Source organism: Campylobacter sp. W0014, from assembly GCF_020135975.1.
GTDB lineage: Bacteria > Campylobacterota > Campylobacteria > Campylobacterales > Campylobacteraceae > Campylobacter_D.
Genome location: NZ_JACHTR010000011.1, coordinates 33,646 through 53,072, shown reverse-complemented (window position 1 = coordinate 53,072; position 19,427 = coordinate 33,646). Strand labels below are relative to the sequence as shown.

The 19,427-nt window shown below is 29.3% G+C and carries 14 protein-coding genes and 1 tRNA gene; 12 read left to right on the top strand and 3 right to left on the bottom strand.

Annotated elements, in window-relative coordinates; genetic code table 11:
- Nucleotides 1-72: 72 nt before the first annotated feature.
- Entirely contained in the window at nucleotides 73-537 is a 465-nt protein-coding gene (locus H2277_RS05120) for a hypothetical protein (RefSeq protein WP_337201278.1), read from the top strand.
- Between the two features lie 1,439 nt (nucleotides 538-1,976).
- Here H2277_RS05120 and H2277_RS05115 read toward each other — a convergent pair.
- The 3 genes from H2277_RS05115 to tgt all read right to left on the bottom strand — a co-directional run bounded on the left by H2277_RS05115 (nucleotide 1,977) and on the right by tgt (nucleotide 3,993).
- Nucleotides 1,977-2,053, bottom strand: a tRNA-Arg gene (locus H2277_RS05115).
- Between the two features lie 43 nt (nucleotides 2,054-2,096).
- On the bottom strand, nucleotides 2,097-2,873 hold the full coding sequence (locus H2277_RS05110) for a CorA family divalent cation transporter (RefSeq protein WP_337201277.1): 777 nt from the start codon (nucleotides 2,871-2,873) through the stop codon (nucleotides 2,097-2,099).
- Nucleotides 2,863-3,993 carry a tRNA guanosine(34) transglycosylase Tgt gene (gene tgt, locus H2277_RS05105; RefSeq protein WP_337201276.1) on the bottom strand — a complete coding sequence of 377 codons (1,131 nt, stop codon included), beginning with the start codon at nucleotides 3,991-3,993 and terminating at the stop codon, nucleotides 2,863-2,865. The genes H2277_RS05110 and tgt overlap by 11 nt, the downstream gene beginning before the upstream one ends.
- 34 nt (nucleotides 3,994-4,027) lie before the next feature.
- On the opposite strand from tgt, the gene H2277_RS05100 reads away from it, so the two are divergent.
- The 11 genes from H2277_RS05100 (at nucleotide 4,028) to H2277_RS05050 (ending at nucleotide 19,421) form a co-directional block, all read left to right on the top strand.
- Nucleotides 4,028-5,416, top strand: coding sequence for a TrkA C-terminal domain-containing protein (locus tag H2277_RS05100; RefSeq protein ID WP_337201275.1), 1,389 nt, complete (start codon nucleotides 4,028-4,030; stop codon nucleotides 5,414-5,416).
- 68 nt (nucleotides 5,417-5,484) lie between these two features.
- On the top strand, nucleotides 5,485-6,540 hold the full coding sequence (gene aroB / locus H2277_RS05095; RefSeq protein WP_337201274.1) for a 3-dehydroquinate synthase: 1,056 nt from the start codon (nucleotides 5,485-5,487) through the stop codon (nucleotides 6,538-6,540).
- On the top strand, nucleotides 6,537-8,087 hold the full coding sequence (locus tag H2277_RS05090; protein WP_337201273.1) for a mechanosensitive ion channel domain-containing protein: 1,551 nt from the start codon (nucleotides 6,537-6,539) through the stop codon (nucleotides 8,085-8,087). The genes aroB and H2277_RS05090 overlap by 4 nt, the downstream gene beginning before the upstream one ends.
- A gap of 3 nt (nucleotides 8,088-8,090) precedes the next feature.
- Nucleotides 8,091-9,344 (top strand): tRNA (N(6)-L-threonylcarbamoyladenosine(37)-C(2))-methylthiotransferase MtaB, encoded by a 1,254-nt coding sequence (mtaB, locus tag H2277_RS05085; RefSeq protein WP_337201272.1) that lies wholly within the window; start codon nucleotides 8,091-8,093, stop codon nucleotides 9,342-9,344.
- Nucleotides 9,345-9,347: 3 nt separating this feature from the next.
- Nucleotides 9,348-10,952: an ATP-dependent metallopeptidase FtsH/Yme1/Tma family protein gene (locus H2277_RS05080; RefSeq protein WP_337201271.1), complete on the top strand. Its 1,605-nt coding sequence runs from the start codon at nucleotides 9,348-9,350 to the stop codon at nucleotides 10,950-10,952.
- Nucleotides 10,953-11,173: 221 nt separating this feature from the next.
- A complete protein-coding gene (locus tag H2277_RS05075) occupies nucleotides 11,174-11,962 on the top strand; it encodes an HrcA family transcriptional regulator (protein WP_337201270.1) in 789 nt (262 codons plus the stop codon).
- A complete protein-coding gene (gene grpE, locus H2277_RS05070; protein WP_337201269.1) occupies nucleotides 11,959-12,486 on the top strand; it encodes a nucleotide exchange factor GrpE in 528 nt (175 codons plus the stop codon). The genes H2277_RS05075 and grpE overlap by 4 nt, the downstream gene beginning before the upstream one ends.
- 22 nt (nucleotides 12,487-12,508) lie before the next feature.
- Complete coding sequence (gene dnaK, locus H2277_RS05065) at nucleotides 12,509-14,377, top strand: molecular chaperone DnaK (protein WP_337201268.1); 1,869 nt, start codon at nucleotides 12,509-12,511, stop codon at nucleotides 14,375-14,377.
- A 119-nt stretch (nucleotides 14,378-14,496) separates the two neighbouring features.
- Complete coding sequence (locus H2277_RS05060; protein WP_337201267.1) at nucleotides 14,497-16,413, top strand: N-6 DNA methylase; 1,917 nt, start codon at nucleotides 14,497-14,499, stop codon at nucleotides 16,411-16,413.
- Nucleotides 16,410-17,687 carry a restriction endonuclease subunit S gene (locus H2277_RS05055; RefSeq protein ID WP_337201266.1) on the top strand — a complete coding sequence of 426 codons (1,278 nt, stop codon included), beginning with the start codon at nucleotides 16,410-16,412 and terminating at the stop codon, nucleotides 17,685-17,687. The genes H2277_RS05060 and H2277_RS05055 overlap by 4 nt, the downstream gene beginning before the upstream one ends.
- Before the next feature lie 12 nt (nucleotides 17,688-17,699).
- Nucleotides 17,700-19,421: an AAA family ATPase gene (locus tag H2277_RS05050; RefSeq protein WP_337201265.1), complete on the top strand. Its 1,722-nt coding sequence runs from the start codon at nucleotides 17,700-17,702 to the stop codon at nucleotides 19,419-19,421.
- Nucleotides 19,422-19,427 lie beyond the last annotated feature (6 nt).

Genomic DNA, 19,427 nt, shown 5'->3' with positions numbered 1-19,427 from the left:
TTGGATTTTTATTGCAATGCTTGTTTTAGCATATTTTTCAAGAAGAAAACGTCATTTTATAGGCAGGCTTTAATGAATTATATTTTTATGGTAATTTTTTGCGTTGCTTTAGCACTCTTTTTATTTTTAAGTTTAATTGCTTATCTAATTACAAGTAGTGGTAAAAAAATACCTAAAAAAGACAAAGATGTAGCCGCTGTTAAACAAAAAAAAGCTAAAAGAGTATTTGATACTAATTTAGATAATATGATTGCAGCTGCTGCTGATCCAAATTTAAGCGATTCTGATTTACAAGAGTTGGTTAAATTATATGTCGCTACACATAAATTAGGATCTAAAACTTCCAAGGAATTAGATGATTCTGCGAAGAAAAAATTAGAATTTGTCGCATCTTTAGCTTCAAATATGAATGCAAGCCCTCAAACTGTAAGTTTATTAAACAAAGAACTTAAGAAAATTTCTGCCTCATATAAAAAAGAGATCGATGCTTATGAGCAAATGGGACTAGCAAAGAGAAAGATTAAAGAAGAGCAATAATCAATTTAAATAAAATAGCTTGATTTTATGTAAATATTTTATAATTAATATTTACATAAATAATGCTTAAAAGATAAAGTTATAAATTCCAGTTATTGATTTTTTAAGCGGTCTTTATAAAGTAAATTTTAAAAATTTTTATTCGTGAATATCTTTCATTCTTCGATAAAATTTTTAACTTTATTAATGTATATTGTTTTGATATCTTGTAAAAATTTATTTATGCAAGATACAATCTCCAACTTTGCATTTACATGATTTAAGAACTATGCTATTATTTTATTTTTCAACTTTAATATCGCAAAAATCGTTATTATACCCTATAGAAAATATTTTTATAATGGCTTTTGTAGGAGATTTTAAATTGATTATTCTAATAGCTAAATAATTCATATCATTTTGGCTTTTCTGTGTAAAATTTGCATTCTAGCTATTAAAGACGCTACCATTTTTAGAATATCCAATTCCACCCATCATCTCATCATTATAACAATTATCATTTATTTGAAATGACATGAATATACTCTGCTAAGCGGGAAATTCTTTAGCATAAGTGATATGTGAAAACATTAAAAATAAAAAAATATATTTCATTATTTTGCTTTCTTATTTGGTTGTTGCAATAAGCAATTATTTTCATAAAGAATTTGTGTCTTTTTACCTTGTTTTTGGAGTTTTTATGCTTCATTATAAGATTTTATCCTTTATATTTTTTTCAAATTTATAATCTTTTCAAATTCTGCACTAGTTTTAGCACAATCAAAGCTTCTAGATAGCACTAATGCCTAAATCAAACACAATCCTAAAACTATTAAACTTTTGCATGAATTCCTTTAAATATTATTAAAGATGATATTTAAATACTGCAATTAATCTGCATATTATATAAAACAATAAGAAAAATAATAAATTTAAACCAAATAAATAATACCTTTCTTTTTTTTATTAAAGGAATTTTGTATTTTTTGGGAATAAAAATTTTAAATATTAAAAGATAAATAAGAGGGTAGATATTAAAAATTAAAGTTGCAAAAAATATGAAATTAAGTTCAGCTTTTAAATGAATATTATTATAAGATTTTGCAATTGAAAAAATGATTCCAGTGCTAACACAGCAAATAATTCCATAAAAAAACCAATAGATAATACTTTTTTCTTTGGATAAAATTTGCCTGATCTTAGAAAAAAATAAAGCAAGGATAAAAGGCTCTAAGCCTTTTAAAACTTCTTGAGGAAATAAGATGCAAATGATGAATGTAGCCTATAGGCAACTAAAAAATATAATCTCCTAGAGTTGTCATAATTGAACCTTAATTTTAAATTTATATATTTTATAAAAAATACACAAACTAAAATGATTTTATTTTTTATAGTGATTTTAAAAGATGAAAAGCTTAATTTTTTTATGATAAATCTAAATGAATGTTTTTGAAGTTTAATGGTGCGCTCAAGAGGATTCGAACCTCTGGCCTTTTGAACCGCAATCAAATGCTCTATCCAGCTGAGCTATGAGCGCATTTTTAAAGACGCTATTATATAATATTTTTCTTAAAAATAGGTTATTTGTTTGATTTTTTAGTAATTTTATCATCAAATTCCAATTCTTTTTTTCTTTTTTTATAATAAACAATAAGTCCAAGTACTAAAATCAAGCATATAAGTGTAAAAATATACCAAGTAGCATTTTTATTGCCGTTTAAAAATAACCCATTTGTATTCATTCCAAAAAAACCTACGATTAAATTTAGAGGTAAAAATATCGCAGAAAGGACGCTTAAAAAATATAAACTTTGATTGATTCTTTCATTTTTGATCGCATTGATGAGTAAATGCAATTCATTAAGCCTTGTTAGAATTTCTTTGCTATTTTTCAAGGCTATATTAGCACCAAAAATCAATGACCTTAAGGCTTTTTTATGCGGGCTTGACTCAGCAAGCAAATTTAAAGCTTCATTAAATAGAGAAAGGTTTTTTAAATTTTTATTGATTTTTTGCTTTAAAATGAAACTTTTTTTAAAAAAATTTTTAATCAAATTGCCCTTTAAAAGGATGTTTTCTTTATGCTCTATAATATTTTCAAAATGTGTATTCATCGCTTTATATTCATCCAAGTTAGCACGGATAATGTTTAAAAAATCATTAAGGTTGAAAATTTTAAATTCTGTATTTTCTAATTTGAAAATATATTCTTCCTCAAATCCAAAAACATGAACTTTTTCTTTATCTGTTTTGGAATTTAATGAAGATAAAATTAAGATTTTTTGCCCTAAAAAATCCATGTATAAAGTGTTGGAATTTTTGCTTAAAAATTTAGCCAAATTATCATCATATTGCATTATTTAACCTTTTAGAATAAAAATCTTTTCTAAATTTATTAAATTCGTTTTTTCGAATCGCCTCTCTCATTTGTTTTACCAAATCAAGATAATAATGCAAATTATGCAAGCTCGCTAAGCGAAAAAAAGTTAGTTCTTTAGCCTTAAAAAGATGATTTAAATAAGCGCGTGAAAAGTTACGGCAGGTATAGCATTGACAAGTTTTATCTATGGGATCGTGATCGTTGATAAATTCTGCTTTTTTGATGTTAAATTTGCCAAAGCTAGTGAAAAAAGTTCCATTTCTAGCATTTCTTGTTGGCATAACACAATCAAACATATCTACCCCGCGTGCAACATTTTCTACTAGATCTTCAGGAGTACCAACGCCCATTAAATATCTCGGTCTGTTTTCATCTAAAAAAGGATTTAAATTTTCTACAGTTTCATACATAAGAGCATTTTCCTCTCCGACACTAAGTCCTCCTATAGCCAGTCCATCAAATTCCATTTCATTTAAAGCTAAGGCGCAGCGTTTCCTTTCTTCATAATCAGTTCCGCCTTGGATGATTCCAAAAATATTTTGATCTAAGTCTATGTTTTGTTTTTGCATTTTTTTATGATATTCTATGGCTTCTTTTGCCCATAAAATAGTCCTATCAACAGAAATTTTAACCCTTTCTTTGGTTGCAGGTAGAGCAACTAGATCATCTAAGATCATCATGATATCTGATTTAAAAGTATATTGGATATCTAAAACGCTTTTAGGGGTAAAAAGATGCTTGCTTCCATCGATATGACTTTTAAATTCTATACCTTCATTAAAATGTTTTGAATTTTTACTTAAAGAAAAAGCTTGAAAACCACCGCTATCGGTTAAAAAACTTCTATCAAATTGAGTAAAACCATGTAAGCCTTTAAAATTTCTAATCACCTCCAAACCAGGACGCAAATACATATGATAAGTATTAGCAAGAATGATTTTTGCATCGAGTTCTTTTTTAAGATCGTTAGCATCAAGACTTTTAACTGCACCTGCGGTTCCAACAGGCATAAAAATGGGAGTTTCAAAGGTGCTATGTGCTGTAGCGATTTCACATACTCTAGCCATGCCATCTTTATACTTTAATTTAAATTCCATTTGATATAATTCCTTTTTTTTGGAGATAAACACAATGAATCATATTTTAATTATAATTGATGGAATTTTAGCAAAGCATTTCTTAGAAAGGCTTTGTTTTGAAAAAGGTTTAGGGTATTTTTTTACTATCGTTTGCCAAGAAGAACTTAATATAAAGAGCGATTCTTTGGAATTATATTGTTTTGATCCTACCAGTACAGCACGTCTTGAAACAATCATGAGTAAAGACTTTAAACAAGCTTTTATTTATATGCAAGATGAATTTGAGGCGAAAAAAACCTATGAGGCTTTGCGTTTATTAGATATTAATTTAGAGATTGAAATTATGGATTTTTGGGGACTAGGCATCAACGATTCTCATGTAAATTTAATCGATGCGAGAATGACTTTGAGTCGTAGATTGATGAATTTTTTTCCAGATATCGCCCTTACTGCTCAATACGTAGGACTTGGAGAAGGCGAGATTATGGAGGTAAAAATTCCTTCAGGATCTATTTTTGCCTACAGACATATAAGCTCGATCCAGCAAAAAAGATGGCGTATAGTATTGATTTATAGAAATTCAAAAATCTATTTTGTAAAACCTAGCTTTGTTTTAGAACCTAACGATAGCATTTTAATCGTAGGGGATCCTGTTGTTCTTCAAACTATTTTTCACAATATTAGAGATAAAGCAGGGCAGTTTCCTATTCCTTTTGGAAGCAATATTTTTACCCTTATTGATATGAAAAATATGAGTGAAAAAACTCAAGAGAATTTGATCAATACAACCTTATATCTTGAAGAAAAAAGCAATGCAAAGAAAAGTTTTATAAGAGTGATAAATCCTAAAATGAGTCCTATATTTCATAGATTAAAAGAATTATTTTATGAAAAAGAAGGGGTATTTTTTGATTATTTTAATACAGATTTTACCCATTTAGATGCTTTTTTGCAAAATAATGATATAGGGATGTTTATTACAGATTATAAGCATTTTCAAAAAGAGAAAAAGAAATTTTTTGATTTAAAAATTCCTATACTAAAAATAGGAGAATGCGAATTTGAAAATTTAAAAGAATCGGTGATTTTAAGCGCCAATGAAAGCGAACTTGAAAATAATGCCAATGTGATCACTGATTTTAGTAAACAGCTTGATTTTAATTTAACTCTTTATTATTATAATCCTACTTCTCAAAATATTAGTGATATGAAAGAGTATTTTAGCAGTTTATCTAAGCTTTATGATAAAAATATTCAAATCATTCATAAAAGAGACGATAATCCGCTTTTAAATTTACAATACCGCAATGATTTATTGCAATTTGTAAGTTTTGAGAAAGAGCTTTTGGGTGGAAAATTTAGCAAAAGTTTAAGCACGAATTTAAATAGACATTATAATAAGATGAAGCAAAATTATCAGCTTTTCATACCGGTTGAATAAAGCAATTTTAAGCAGTAATTAGTTCTAATTTGATAAAATAGATTTAAGATTAAAATAAAAGTGAAAAAATGCAAATAAAAGTCAATTTAAAAGAAAATGCGTATCAAGTTTATATCGATGAGTTAGAGAATTTAGAATTTGATACCAAGGTTTTTATACTTTCAAATCCTAAAATTTCAGGACTTCATCTAGAAAAATTACTCAATAAAATTAAAGCTAAAGAGATTTTTATCGCCACGATAAAGGATGGAGAGGAATATAAAAACTTAAATACCATAGAAGAAATTTTAAATCAAATGTTTAATTCCGAGCTCGATAGAAAAAGTATCCTAATAAGCTTTGGCGGTGGAGTGATCAGCGATATGGGAGGATTTGCAGCAAGTATTTATAAAAGAGGCATTGATTTTATCAATATCCCTACGACGCTTTTAGCCTGTGTTGATGCTGCTGTTGGTGGAAAAACCGGAATCAATAACTCTTTTGGGAAAAATCTTATAGGAACTTTTTATCAGCCAAAAGCTGTGTATTGTGAGAGTGAATTTTTAAGAACCTTAGGCGAAAGAGAACTCGCTGCTGGTATGGCAGAATTTATAAAAATGGCAGTGATATTTGATGAAAATTTACTAACTTTCATAGAAAGTATAGATGAAAAAACTTTTTTAAGTGCAAAGTGTGAAAATGAAATTTTTTCCAAAATTATCGCTAAAAGCATAAAGCTTAAGGCTAAAGTTGTAGAACAAGATGAAAAAGAAAGTCATCTTAGAATGCTTTTAAACTATGGTCATACCTTTGCTCATGTTATAGAAAATTTAACCAATTATAGGGTATATTTGCATGGTGAAACTGTGGCTATAGGTATGAATATGGCAAATCGTTTAGCCTTAAATTTAAAGCTTTTAAGCGAAAAAGAATGCGATAGAATCGAAAGAATTTTAAGAAAATTTAAACTACCAACGCATTATAAAATCGATAATGTCGATGCTTTTTATGAAGCTTTTTTTATGGATAAGAAAAATTCTAATCAAAAATTAAATTTTATTCTTGCTAATTCCTTAGGTAAAGGCTTGATTAAAAGCAATATCGATTCAAAAGATATCATTAAAACCTTAAAAGAATTTTCATGAAAAAAATCATCATTTTAGCTTTATTTTTTATCATAGCCTTTGCAGACACTAATCGTACCATTGCTAAAAGCATCCAAGAAAAAATCAATACTTTAAATACCATCATTAATGCAAGTATTTGGAATGTAAGATATGAAAATTTTATCAAATATCAAAACATTAATGATGAAATTCTCGTCCTAAATTTAGATCTTAAAAAAACCACAGATATACTTATGCAAGAAGAATTAAAACGTAAAATCAACAATTTAAAAGAACAGCTTAATTTATTAAAAGAATACAAAGATTTAAATTTTGCCCAAATTCTTAGCGCTCCAAATCATGTTGAAATTTTGCCAAAACTTACCAATCCTTTGGCTATAATTGGGGCTTTTTCTCATATTAAAAAAATAAGAGGAGAAAAAGAGGAGTATTTGTCCAAATTCAATGAATTTAAAAATTTAGTCGATAAAATCAAGGAAAAAAATTCAGAACTTAAAGAATTGGTTGATTTTGATCCAAGTCCTAAAAATATACGAGCTTTAAAAGAATCTCATCAAAAATTACAAGAATTTACTCAAATTTTAAATTTCATCAGCACTTCTTATTCAGTGTATGAAAAAAAAATTGATGAAGAAATTTCAAGGACAAGTTCTGAAATTAAAATCCAAACCTTAAGAGCGATTAATATTATCATTTCTATCGTTTTTGTTATTGCTATTTCATTTTTGCTTAAATATATCGCTAAAAAATATATCAAAGACAGTGAAAGATATTATACAGCAACTAAAATCATTAATTTTATCAATATCAATATTATCTTGCTTATCTTGCTTTTTACCTATATAGAAAATATAAGTTATCTTGTAACCATACTAGGATTTGCTTCTGCGGGTTTGGCAATTGCTATGAAAGATATGTTTATGTCTATGCTCGGATGGTGCGTGATTGTTTTTGGAGGTAGCTTTAGAGTAGGCGATCGCATTAAAGTTTTTCAAAATGACACAACTTATGTAGGTGATATCATAGATATTTCTTTTTTAAGAATTACTCTTTATGAAGATCTTACCTTAGAAACTTATACAAAAAATCGTCGCAGTGGCCGTATTATCTTTATACCAAATAATTATGTTTTTACAAATTTATTGGCTAATTATACTCATCATGGTATGAAAACTATCCTTGATGGCATCGATATTAATATAAGTTTTGATAGCAACATCGAAAAAGCACAAGAAATAGTAGAAAAAATCGTGACTCATCATTCAAAAAAATACACCGAACTTGCAAGAAAAAACATGCTTCGTTTAAAAGATGAATACAGCATTAAAAATCCTAAAGTGGAACCTAGATTTTTTGTATTTTTTGAGCATTGGGGGATGAGAATTTCTGCTTGGTATATGACAAACTCTTATGCAGCTTTAGTGCTTAGAAGTACGATCAGTAAAGAAATTATTAAAGAGTTTAATAAACACAGCGATATCAAAATCGCTTATCCAGCGCAAAATTTGTATGTGGATAAAATGGACTTAAACCACAAATTTAAAGATTTTCCCATAAAGGAATAAAGATTGAAAGAAAAAGTTTTTTTTAAAACCTTTGGATGCAGAACAAATATTTATGATACGGAGCTTTTAAAGCGCTATGTAAAAGATTTTGAAATTACAAATGATGAAAAAGAAGCTCAAATTGTAGTTGTCAATTCTTGCACGGTTACAAATGGAGCCGATAGTGGGATAAAATCGTATATCAATACCATGAAAAAACAAGGGATTAAAGTCATACTTACAGGATGTGGAGCTGTAAGCAAAGGAAAAGAGCTTTTAGAACAAAAGCAAATTTTTGGGGTGCTAGGAGCGTCCAATAAAGATAAAATCAATGAATTTTTAAATGCAAAAACAAGTTTTTATGAGCTTGGCAATTTAAATTTTATCGATAAAGATATCGTTTGTGAGTATGAAAACCACACTAAAGCCTTTGTTAAAATTCAAGAAGGATGCGATTTTGCGTGTTCGTATTGTATCATACCTAGTGTAAGGGGTAAATCAAGAAGTGTAGAAGAAAAAGATCTTTTAAAACAAGTGGAAATTCTTACACAAAATGGTTATTCTGAAATCGTTCTAACAGGAACTAACATAGGATCTTATGGTATAAAAAATGGCACAACACTAGGAAAACTTTTGCAAAAAATGGGAAAAATTTCAGGGATAAAGCGTATAAGGCTTGGCAGCTTAGAACCAGCACAAATTGATGAAAGCTTTTTAGAAATTTTAGATGAAGCTTGGATTGAGAAGCATTTGCATATTGCTTTGCAACATACAAGTGAAAAAATGCTACGTATCATGAGAAGGCGTTCGCATACTGATAATGATCTAAAACTTTTTAATCATATAGCAAACAAAGGTTTTGCGCTAGGGACTGATTTTATAGTGGGTCATCCTGGGGAAAATGAATCTATATGGAATGAAGCTTTAGATCATTTTAAAAATTTTCCACTCACTCACATACATGCTTTTATTTTTAGTCCTAGAAACAATACTCATTCAGCTACCATGAAAGAAGATCTTGTTAGTGGTGATGTGGCTAAAGAAAGATTAAATCTTTTAAAAGACATCGTAGAAAAAAATAACTATAAATTTAGAAAGAAAAATAAAGTTCCACTTGAAATTTTAGTCGAAACTCAAAAAGATGGTGTTTTTGAAGGTTATGATCAATTTTTTAATAAAATAAAAATAAAAAGTGATCAAGATATAGCTAAAGAATGGTTGTTAATAAACCGATATGAAGTGCAAGAAAAATATAATTTTTCAAATTTGCAAGGCTGAAAAATGAAAAATAAAAAAATCATACTCATATCTTTTGTGATTTTGTGTGTTCTTTTTGGAATTTTATACATCAAAAACGAACCAAAATACATCGATGAAAGTCTTTATCAAAGTCTTTTAGAGCAAAATTTAATCCAAAAAGCCATTATAGATAGTGAGGAAGTTTTGTTAAAAACCAAAGAAGGAAATTATGCCGTTATTAAAGATGGAATCGATTTAAAAACCCTTTTAGCTAAAGTTCCAGTAGAGATAAAAAAAGACAATACTTTATGGCTTATAAGTGTTTTTGTTTTTTTAATCATTTTATTTTTTTTAATCCTTTCTTTTTTAAGAAAAAAAGAAATGGCAAAATACCCAATTTCCACCAATAAAGCATCCAGTATAAATCAAAATCCCCAGCTAGAAAGTTCCAATATCAAGCCTGTAATTTCAAACATAACCTTTAAAGATGTTGCAGGTGTTGATGAGGTTAAAATGGAATTAAGCGAATTGGTGGATTTTTTGCAAAATTCTAAAAAATACAAAGAATTTGGTGTAAAAATGCCTAAAGGTGTTTTGATGGTTGGCCCTCCAGGGGTAGGAAAAACTCTCATAGCTAAAGCCGTTGCCGGAGAGGCGGGAGTTCCTTTTTTTTATCAAAGTGGCTCTAGTTTTGTAGAAATTTATGTTGGAATGGGCGCCAAAAGAGTTAGGGAGCTTTTTTCTAAGGCTAAGATGATGGCACCAAGCATTATTTTTATCGATGAAATCGATGCAGTAGGTAAAGCAAGAGGTGAGATATCCAACGTTGAAAGAGACAGCACCTTAAATCAGCTTTTAACCCAAATGGATGGCTTTGAGGACAATAACGGAGTTATTGTTATAGCCGCTACCAATAAAATAGAACTTATGGATCCAGCTTTATTGCGTTCAGGGCGTTTTGATAGAAGAATTTTTTTATCTTTGCCTGATTTTAGAGACAGACTTAGAATTTTAAAAATTTACATGAAAGATAAAAATAACAATGTCGATTTAAGCAAAATCGCTAAAGCAAGCGTTGGTTTTAGCGGGGCAGGGCTTGAAACTTTAGTCAATGAAGCAGCGATCAATGCTTTAAGAAGAAATAGCACTTTAGTTGAAGAAAATGACTTTTACGAAGTGTTAAATAAAGTGCTTGTAGGTAAAAAGAAAATTTTAACTTTCAATGATGAAGAAAAGAAAATTCAAGCCACTTATCAAGCGGCTAAGGCATTAAGTGCGTATTATTTTGATATAGGGTTTGAAAAATTCACGCTTATTGAAGATCGCTTTAAAGAATATGAAAAAAATATCAGATCCAAATCTGAACTTATCAATCGCATTAAAGTCTATTTAGCCGGTTCTAGAGCTATGAATTTAATCTACAATGAAAGCTACACAAACTCACAAAATGACTTTTTAAAGATCAAGGAATTGCTAGAATATATGGTTAATTTTGATATGATAGAAGAGCCTAATTTGGAAGAATATAAAAAAGAAGTGGATGAATTCTTAAGCTCTATGAAAGAAAAAATTTTAAAACTATCAGAACTCCTACTTGATCAAGAAAAAATCGAATACAAAGATATCAAACTTTTTATGCAAATTTAATCTCCAAAATTAACAAAACATTGAAATTTCTATATTTTCAATGTGTCTTTATATTAGTTAATAAAATATATTGTATAATACTAACTCATAAAACTTTAGTTATATAGACTAAATTAAATTAAGTAAATTTTTTTATATATATACTTGACAAAATAACACTCAAAGTTGTATAATACCTTTAGCAATTAAAAAAGAGAGTGCTAATTTAAAGAAAGGAAGTCATGAAAAATCACGATAAAAAAGGTTTGATTTTAGATTCTATTATCGAAACTTATTTATTAGATAATGTTCCTATAGGTTCTAGTGAGCTTAACTTAAATTTATGCATTCCAGCATCGACTATACGTGTTTATTTGAAAAGATTGAGCGATGAAGGATTGATCACTCAGCTTCATATAAGCAGCGGTAGAATTCCAACCGTTTTAACGATGCAAAATTATTGGCAAAATTTTTGGAAAGAAAAACAAAGTGAAATTAATATCACTAACGAGGTTTTTTTAAAAGAATTAAGCAAAGAATTTGAAATTTATTGCTTGGTTTATGGAGGTAGAAATTTAATTTTAAAAGAAATTTTTAATCTCAATACCAAATTTATAGTTTTGGATTTTGAAGAAGAAGAGCTTGTGATAAAATACACCAAAGAAGCTTGGGAATTTTTAAAAACCTTGATAGGTTTTGATCTTTTCAGTATAGAAAATATAGCTTTAAAAGTTTCTTTCATGGAGCTTGTAGAAAAGATCACTTGTTTAAGACAGAATTTGATTTATTATAGAAGTAACGAAGAAAGGGCTTATCAAATTTATCAAAACGATGAATTTGTTAAGCTCTTAGATTGCGGTGTGCATCATTATTTTAAAGACAGCTTAGAATTTGAACCTTTATTTAAAGAAGGTTTTATGGGACTTAAAGTAGATGGGCAATTTTTGGGCGAAGATGTAAATATTATCTTAGCGGGTAGTGTTTATACGGACTATAAAAAAATACTAAAACAAATAAAGGAGGCAGCGTGAGCGAACAAAAGCAAGAAATCGAAAACGAAAATTCACAAGAGTGTGAAAATTTGCAAGAAGAAAATACATGCAATGAAGAAAATGAACAAGATAAATTGCAAAAAGAATTCGATGAATTAAAAGATAAATATATGCGTGCAAACGCTGAATTTGAAAATATCAAAAAAAGAATGGAAAAAGAAAAAATAACCGCAATGCTTTATGCTAATGAAGGCTTTGCGAAAGATTTGCTTGATGTTTTAGACGCTTTAGAGGCGGCTTTAAACGTTGAAGCAAAAGATGAAATCAGTTTAAAAATCAAAGAAGGAGTGCAAAATACTTTAGATTTGTTTGTTAAGAAACTTGAAAAAAATGGTATTAAAACCATAGAGGAAGCAAAAGACTTTGATCCAAATTTACACGAAGCGATGTTTCATGTAGATAGCGCGGATCATGAAAGCGGAGGTATTGTGCAGGTTTTACAAAAAGGATATAAAATTAACGATCGCGTGATACGTCCAACAAAAGTAAGTGTAGCAAAATAAATTATAATTGAAAGGATAAAAAATGAGTAAAGTTATAGGTATAGATTTAGGAACAACTAATTCTTGTGTTTCTGTTTATGAACGCGGAGAAAATAAAGTAATCCCAAACAAAGAAGGTAAAAACACAACTCCTTCAGTGGTTGCTTTTACAGATAAGGGTGAAATTTTAGTTGGAGATAGTGCAAAGCGTCAAGCTGTGACCAATCCTGAAAAAACTATATATTCTATAAAAAGAATTATGGGTTTGATGATCAATGAAGAAGCGGCTAAAGAAGCTAAAAACAGACTTCCTTACCACATCACTGAAAGAAATGGAGCTTGTGCGATCGAGATCGCAGGAAAAATTTATACTCCACAAGAAATTTCAGCGAAAGTTTTGATGAAATTAAAAGAAGATGCGGAAGCTTTCTTGGGCGAAACTGTAGTGGATGCAGTTATCACTGTTCCTGCTTATTTTAACGACGCGCAAAGAAAGGCAACTAAAGAAGCTGGAACTATCGCAGGGCTTAACGTTTTAAGGATTATCAATGAGCCAACAGCAGCAGCTTTAGCGTATGGACTTGATAAAAAAGATAGTGAAAAAATCGTTGTTTATGATCTAGGTGGTGGTACATTTGACGTTACTGTGCTTGAAACAGGCGATAACGTAGTGGAAGTTTTATCAACCGGTGGTAATGCTTTCTTAGGTGGAGATGATTTTGATAACAAATTAATCGATTTTCTTGCAAGTGAATTTAAAAATGAAACAGGAATCGATCTTAAAAATGATGTAATGGCTTTACAACGTTTAAAAGAAGCGGCTGAAAACGCTAAAAAAGAACTTAGCTCAGCTAATGAAACTAATATCAACTTGCCATTTATCACAGCGGACGCAAGTGGCCCAAAACACTTAACAAAAACCATCACTAGAGCTAAATTTGAAAGCATGATTGAAAGTTTAGTGGCTGAAACCATCACTAAAATCAATGAAGTGGTTGATGATGCGGGGCTTAAAAAAGATGAAATTAAAGAAATCGTTATGGTAGGGGGATCTACTCGTGTTCCTTTAGTGCAAGAAGAAGTTAAAAAAGCTTTTGGAAAAGATCTTAACAAATCTGTAAATCCTGATGAAGTTGTAGCTATTGGTGCAGCGATCCAAGGTGCGGTTATAAAAGGTGATGTTAAAGACGTGCTTTTACTTGATGTAACTCCACTTTCTTTAGGTATTGAAACTTTAGGCGGTGTGATGACTAAGATCATAGAAAAAGGCACAACTATCCCAACTAAAAAAGAACAAGTTTTCTCAACTGCAGAAGACAATCAAAGTGCCGTAACCATCAATGTTTTACAAGGTGAAAGAGAATTCAGCCGTGATAATAAATCTTTAGGAAATTTCAACCTTGAGGGAATTCCACCAGCACCACGTGGTATGCCACAAATTGAAGTAACTTTTGATATCGATGCAAATGGTATTTTAACCGTTTCTGCTAAAGATAAAGCAACAGGCAAAGCACAAGAAATCAAAATCACAGGTTCAAGCGGCTTAAGTGAAGAAGAAATCGATAAAATGGTAAAAGACGCAGAACTTCACAAAGAAGAAGACAAAAAACGCAAAGAAGCTGTAGATGCAAGAAATGCAGCTGATAGCTTAGCGCATCAAGTTGAAAAATCTTTAAGCGAACTTGGAGAAAAAGTTCCAGAAGATGAAAAAGCAAATATTCAAAAAGCTTTAGATGAGTTAAGAGAGACTTTGAAAAATGAAAATTCAAGCAAAGAAGAAATTGAAAGCAAAATGAAAGCTTTAAGCGAAGTTTCTCACAAATTAGCTGAAAATATGTATAAAAAAGACGACGCACAAGCTAACGATAAAAAGAAAAAAGACGACGATGTTATCGACGCTGAAGTAGAATAATTCCTCCTTTTATCTTCATGCCAAGCTATTTTTAGCTTGGCCTTTAAAATTCAAATATTTTTTAAATGACTTTTAGCAAAATTTTTCTATAATTCTTTTTATTTTTAAGGAAAAATTTTATGAATACGGCTCGTTTTCAACCAATCATAAATTTTATATGGGGAGTAGCAGACGATTTACTTCGTGATGTTTATGTTAAAGGAAAATATCGCGATATTATCTTGCCTATGACTGTTTTAAGAAGAGTGGATGCGGTTTTAGAGCCTACAAAAGATAAGATTTTGGATCTTTACGAACAATTTAAAGATAAAATAGATAATCTTGATTTTTTAGGTAAGAGCAAAGGCAATGGCTTAGGCTTTTATAATTATTCTAAATTCACCTTACAAACTCTTTTAAACGATCCTAAAAATATAAGAGTAAATTTTGAAAATTACCTTGATGGTTTTAGTGAAAATATCCAAGATATCATTTCCAAATTTGAATTTAAAAATCAGCTAGATAGATTAGAAAATGCCAATATTCTTTTTGGTGTTATAGAAAGATTTTGCTCGCCTAAGATAAATTTATCTATAGCACCTATACTAGATGCTCAAGGCAATGTTATCCAAGAAGGCTTAAGCAACCTTGGTATGGGATATGTTTTTGAAGAACTCATTCGTAGATTTAACGAAGAAAACAACGAAGAAGCAGGAGAGCACTTTACCCCAAGAGAAATTATAGATCTTATGACACATCTTGTATTTTTACCCGTAAAAGAACAAATCAACAAACCAGACAAGATTTTTCTCATCTATGACAATGCCTGTGGAAGTGGCGGAATGCTAACCGAATCAAAAGAATTCATCACAGATCCTCAAGGCCTCATACAATCTAAAGCAAAAATTTATCTCTATGGACAAGAGATCAACCCAGAAACTTACGCTATATGTAAAGCTGATATGCTGATAAAAGGCGAAGATCCTGACCATATCAAATACGGCTCAACCTTAAGCGATGATCAGCACAAAGAAACAAAATTTGATTTTATGCTGACCAATCCACCTTATGGAAAATCTTGGGAAAACGATCAAAAAATTCTAAGGGTTGAAAAGAAAGGCTCAAATTCAACTTGCGACGATCCTAGATTTAGCGTAGGTATCACAAGCAAAAGTGATGGGCAAATGATGTTTTTGCTAAATATGCTTAGCAAAATGAAATTTGATACTTCTATGGGTTCACGTATTGCTAGCGTGCATAATGGCAGCTCACTTTTTAATTCCGATAGCGGTATGGTGGCTATTAGAAAACATATCATTGAAAATGATTATCTAGAGGCTATAGTCGCACTGCCTACAAATATGTTTTACAATACAGGAATTTCGACTTTTATTTGGATCATCGCCAATAAAAAACCAAAACACAAAAGAGGTAAAATTCAGCTTATCAACGCAACAAGCCAAAAGTATTATTCTAAGATGAAAAAATCTCTAGGTTCAAAACAAAATGAGATGACAAAAGAACACTTAGAAAAAATCACCGAGTTATTTTTGGAAAACATCAGCAATGAAGACAGCAAAATTTTAGACAATATCGAATTTGGTTATACCAAAATCACCATAGAAAAGCCAAAAAGTATCGAAAATTTAGAGTTTGATGAAAGATTTACAAAGCTCAAAGATAAAGACAAAATTTTAGAAAAACTAAAAGAATTGGAAAAAAATCCTAAAGAATTTCAAAGTAAAGAAGAATTTATAAAATTTCTAGGCGTAAAACTCAAAAAAAGTGAAGAAAATTGTCTTATAGATAACGATAAAGCCAACAATACAGAAAAAATTCCACTCAAGCAAGATATACGTGAGTATTATGAAAATGAAGTGAAACCTTATGTAAAAAATTCTTGGATCGCTTGGGAAAGTGCAAGCGTAGGGTATGAAATACTTTTTAACAAATATTTTTACACCTACACACCGCCAAGAAGTTTGGACGAGATAGACAACGAACTAAGAGCCTTAGAAAAAGAAATTCAGGAACTTTTAGGCGAGATCATGCAATGAAAAATTTCAAAAACAGCGGCATAGAATGGCTTGGCGAAATTCCAGAACATTGGGAAATGGTAAAAGGTTTTTTCTTGTTTTTTAGCAAAAAAGAATTAAATTTAAATTTTCAATGCAAAGATAGATTGGCTTTGACTTTAAATGGGGTAATAGAAAAGAGTATAAGTCAAAATGATGGTTTAAATCCTTTAGACTTTCGCACTTATCAAATTTTTGAAAAAAACGATTTAGTGTTTAAATTAATTGATTTAGATAATATAAATACAAGTCGGGTTGGTTATGTACATAAAAAGGGAATTATGAGTTCAGCATATATTCGCTTAATTTCAAAAAATAAAAATTATCCAAAGTATTTTTATTATTATTATTATAATTTATACATTAAGCAAATATTTAATAATTTGGGTACCGGAGTTAGAGCAACTCTTAAACCAGATGAATTGCTTTCAATTAAACTATGTTATCCGCCATTAAAAGAGCAAGAGCAAATCGCAAATTTCTTAGATGAAAAATGCGAAAAAATCCAAAATTTTATAGAGAAAAAAGAAAAACTTCTCTCGCTTTTGCAAGAACAAAAACAAGCCTTGATAAATGAAACCATCACCAAAGGGCTTGATAAAAATGTAAAATTAAAAAACAGCGGCATAGAATGGCTTGGCGAAATTCCAGAACATTGGGAAATGGTTAGACTTGCAAATTTTGGAATATTTCTTAAAGGAAATGGAATATCACGACAAGATTTAATCGAAGATGGGGAGCCTGCTATTCATTATGGGGATATTTATACAAAGTATGAAATCAGCACCACAGCTTTAAAATCTAGAATTTCTACAGAAACAGCACAAAATATAACATCTATACATAATGGAGATATTCTTTTTGCCGGTTCAGGGGAAACTAAAGAAGATATAGGAAAAAATATTGTTTATCTGGGCAAAGAAAAAGCATTTGCTGGTGGAGATGTGATTATTTTTAGACAAAGGAAAAATAATGCTTTATTTCTTTCTTATGCATTAAATACAAAATACGTTAAATTTTTAAAAGGGATTGACTCTAAAGGGGAAATTATAGTTCATATATATGCTTCAAATTTAAAAGATATCAAAATTCCACTTCCACCATTAAAAGAGCAAGAGCAAATCGCAAATTTCTTAGATGAAAAATGCGAAAAAATCGACTCTCTTATAATAAAAATCAAAAAGCAAATCGAACTCATAAAAGAATACAAAACCACACTCATAAACGAAGCCGTCTGCGGCAGAATGAATTTATAAAAAGGAGAAAAGATGTATTTAGAAAAAATGATTGTTAAAAATATCTCTGCTATAAAAAATCTTGAATTTACTGCTAGTTTCACCGAAGAAGGAAATCCAAAACCTATAGTAATTGTCGGAGAAAATGGGAGCGGTAAGACTACTTTGCTTTCAAACATTATAGATAGTTTTTATGAAATTAGCAGTGAGTTATTTAGTAATATTGCTAAGATAGAAAATGCTAATAGACAATTTTATAAAATAAGTGGTGTCCCAAATCTTAGTTTTAATGAGGATAAAGGCTTTGCAATAATAAAATATAAAAGTAAAAATATAGAAAAACCTATAGAATATATAGATTATATTAATTGTGATACTGATGATATTAAAAATTTTTGTTCTTTTGATTTAGAAACAAAATTTGGTAAAGAAACTACTCAATTTTATGGAAATAGTATAGAAAAATTGCAACAAGAATGGCATACTCAAGCACATTATTATCAACCTGCAAATAGATATGAAGAGCCTTTTTGGAAAAATCCAAATTTTGATGATAGTTTTAAAGAAACAAAAAAATATTTAAATAGATATGATAAAGAACTAGAAATCGTAACTTCACTTGAAAAAAATTATTATTATATTATGGATATAGTTTTAGATGCACTACTTTATAAAAATAATAAAGACAATTTATTATGTGATATAATTAATAAAATTTTACAAAAAATTAAACAAAATGAAACTTTTACTTTTGGTATAGGTTCTAGAAAATCCAATAGTAGAATTGCAATTCGTAAAAATCAAGAAGTTTTTCTAAAGAATATCAAACAACTTTCTTTAGGAGAACTCACACTTTTAAATTTGTTTATCAATATCGTAAGACATACAGATTCATCTAATAAAAGCATTGATCAACTTGAGGGGATAGTTGTTATAGATGAAATTGATGTGCATTTACATAGCAATTTACAAAGTGAAGTTTTACCTAGTTTAATTAAATTATTTCCGAAAATTCAATTTATTATCACAACTCATTCTCCGCTTTTTGTTTTAGGCATGCAAAAAGAATTTAAAGATGATGGTTTTGATTTGCTTGAAATGCCAAGTGGCATAAGGATAAGTGCGGAAAGATTTAGTGAGTTTCAAAAAGCTTATGAAGCATTTACAAAAACAAAGACTTTTGAAGAAGATATAAACAATAAAATAAAATCTATGCAAAAACCTATAGTTTTTGTGGAGGGTAAAACCGATGTTAAATATATTAAAAAAGCAATTGAAATTTTTAATAGAAATGATTTAAGTGAAAAAATAGAGATAGAACAAATTGGATTTGAAAATAAAAGTGGTGCTAAAAATTCAAATAATAAGGCACTTTTTGGTGCGGAAAAATTTTTAGAAGCTAATCAAAATTTTTTAAAAAATAAAGTTTTAATATTACATGATCCAGAAGAAAATAAAGCTCAAAAAAGATGGATTGGAGAAAAACTAAGAATTAATAAAATGCCACTTTTTGAAGGAAATTTTTTCAATAAAGGAATAGAAAATCTTTTTAAGTGTGATTTGTTTGAAAAATTCTTAGAAAAACATAATCAAAATGACACCATTAGCATTATAAAAAATAATGATAAAATCACAAATCGTAAAATAAATAATAAACAAGAAATGTGCGATTGGATTTGTGAGCATGGAACAGAAGAAGATTTTGAAAATTTTAAGGTAATTTTAAAAATTATTGATGAGTTTTTAGAAAAATAAGTTTAA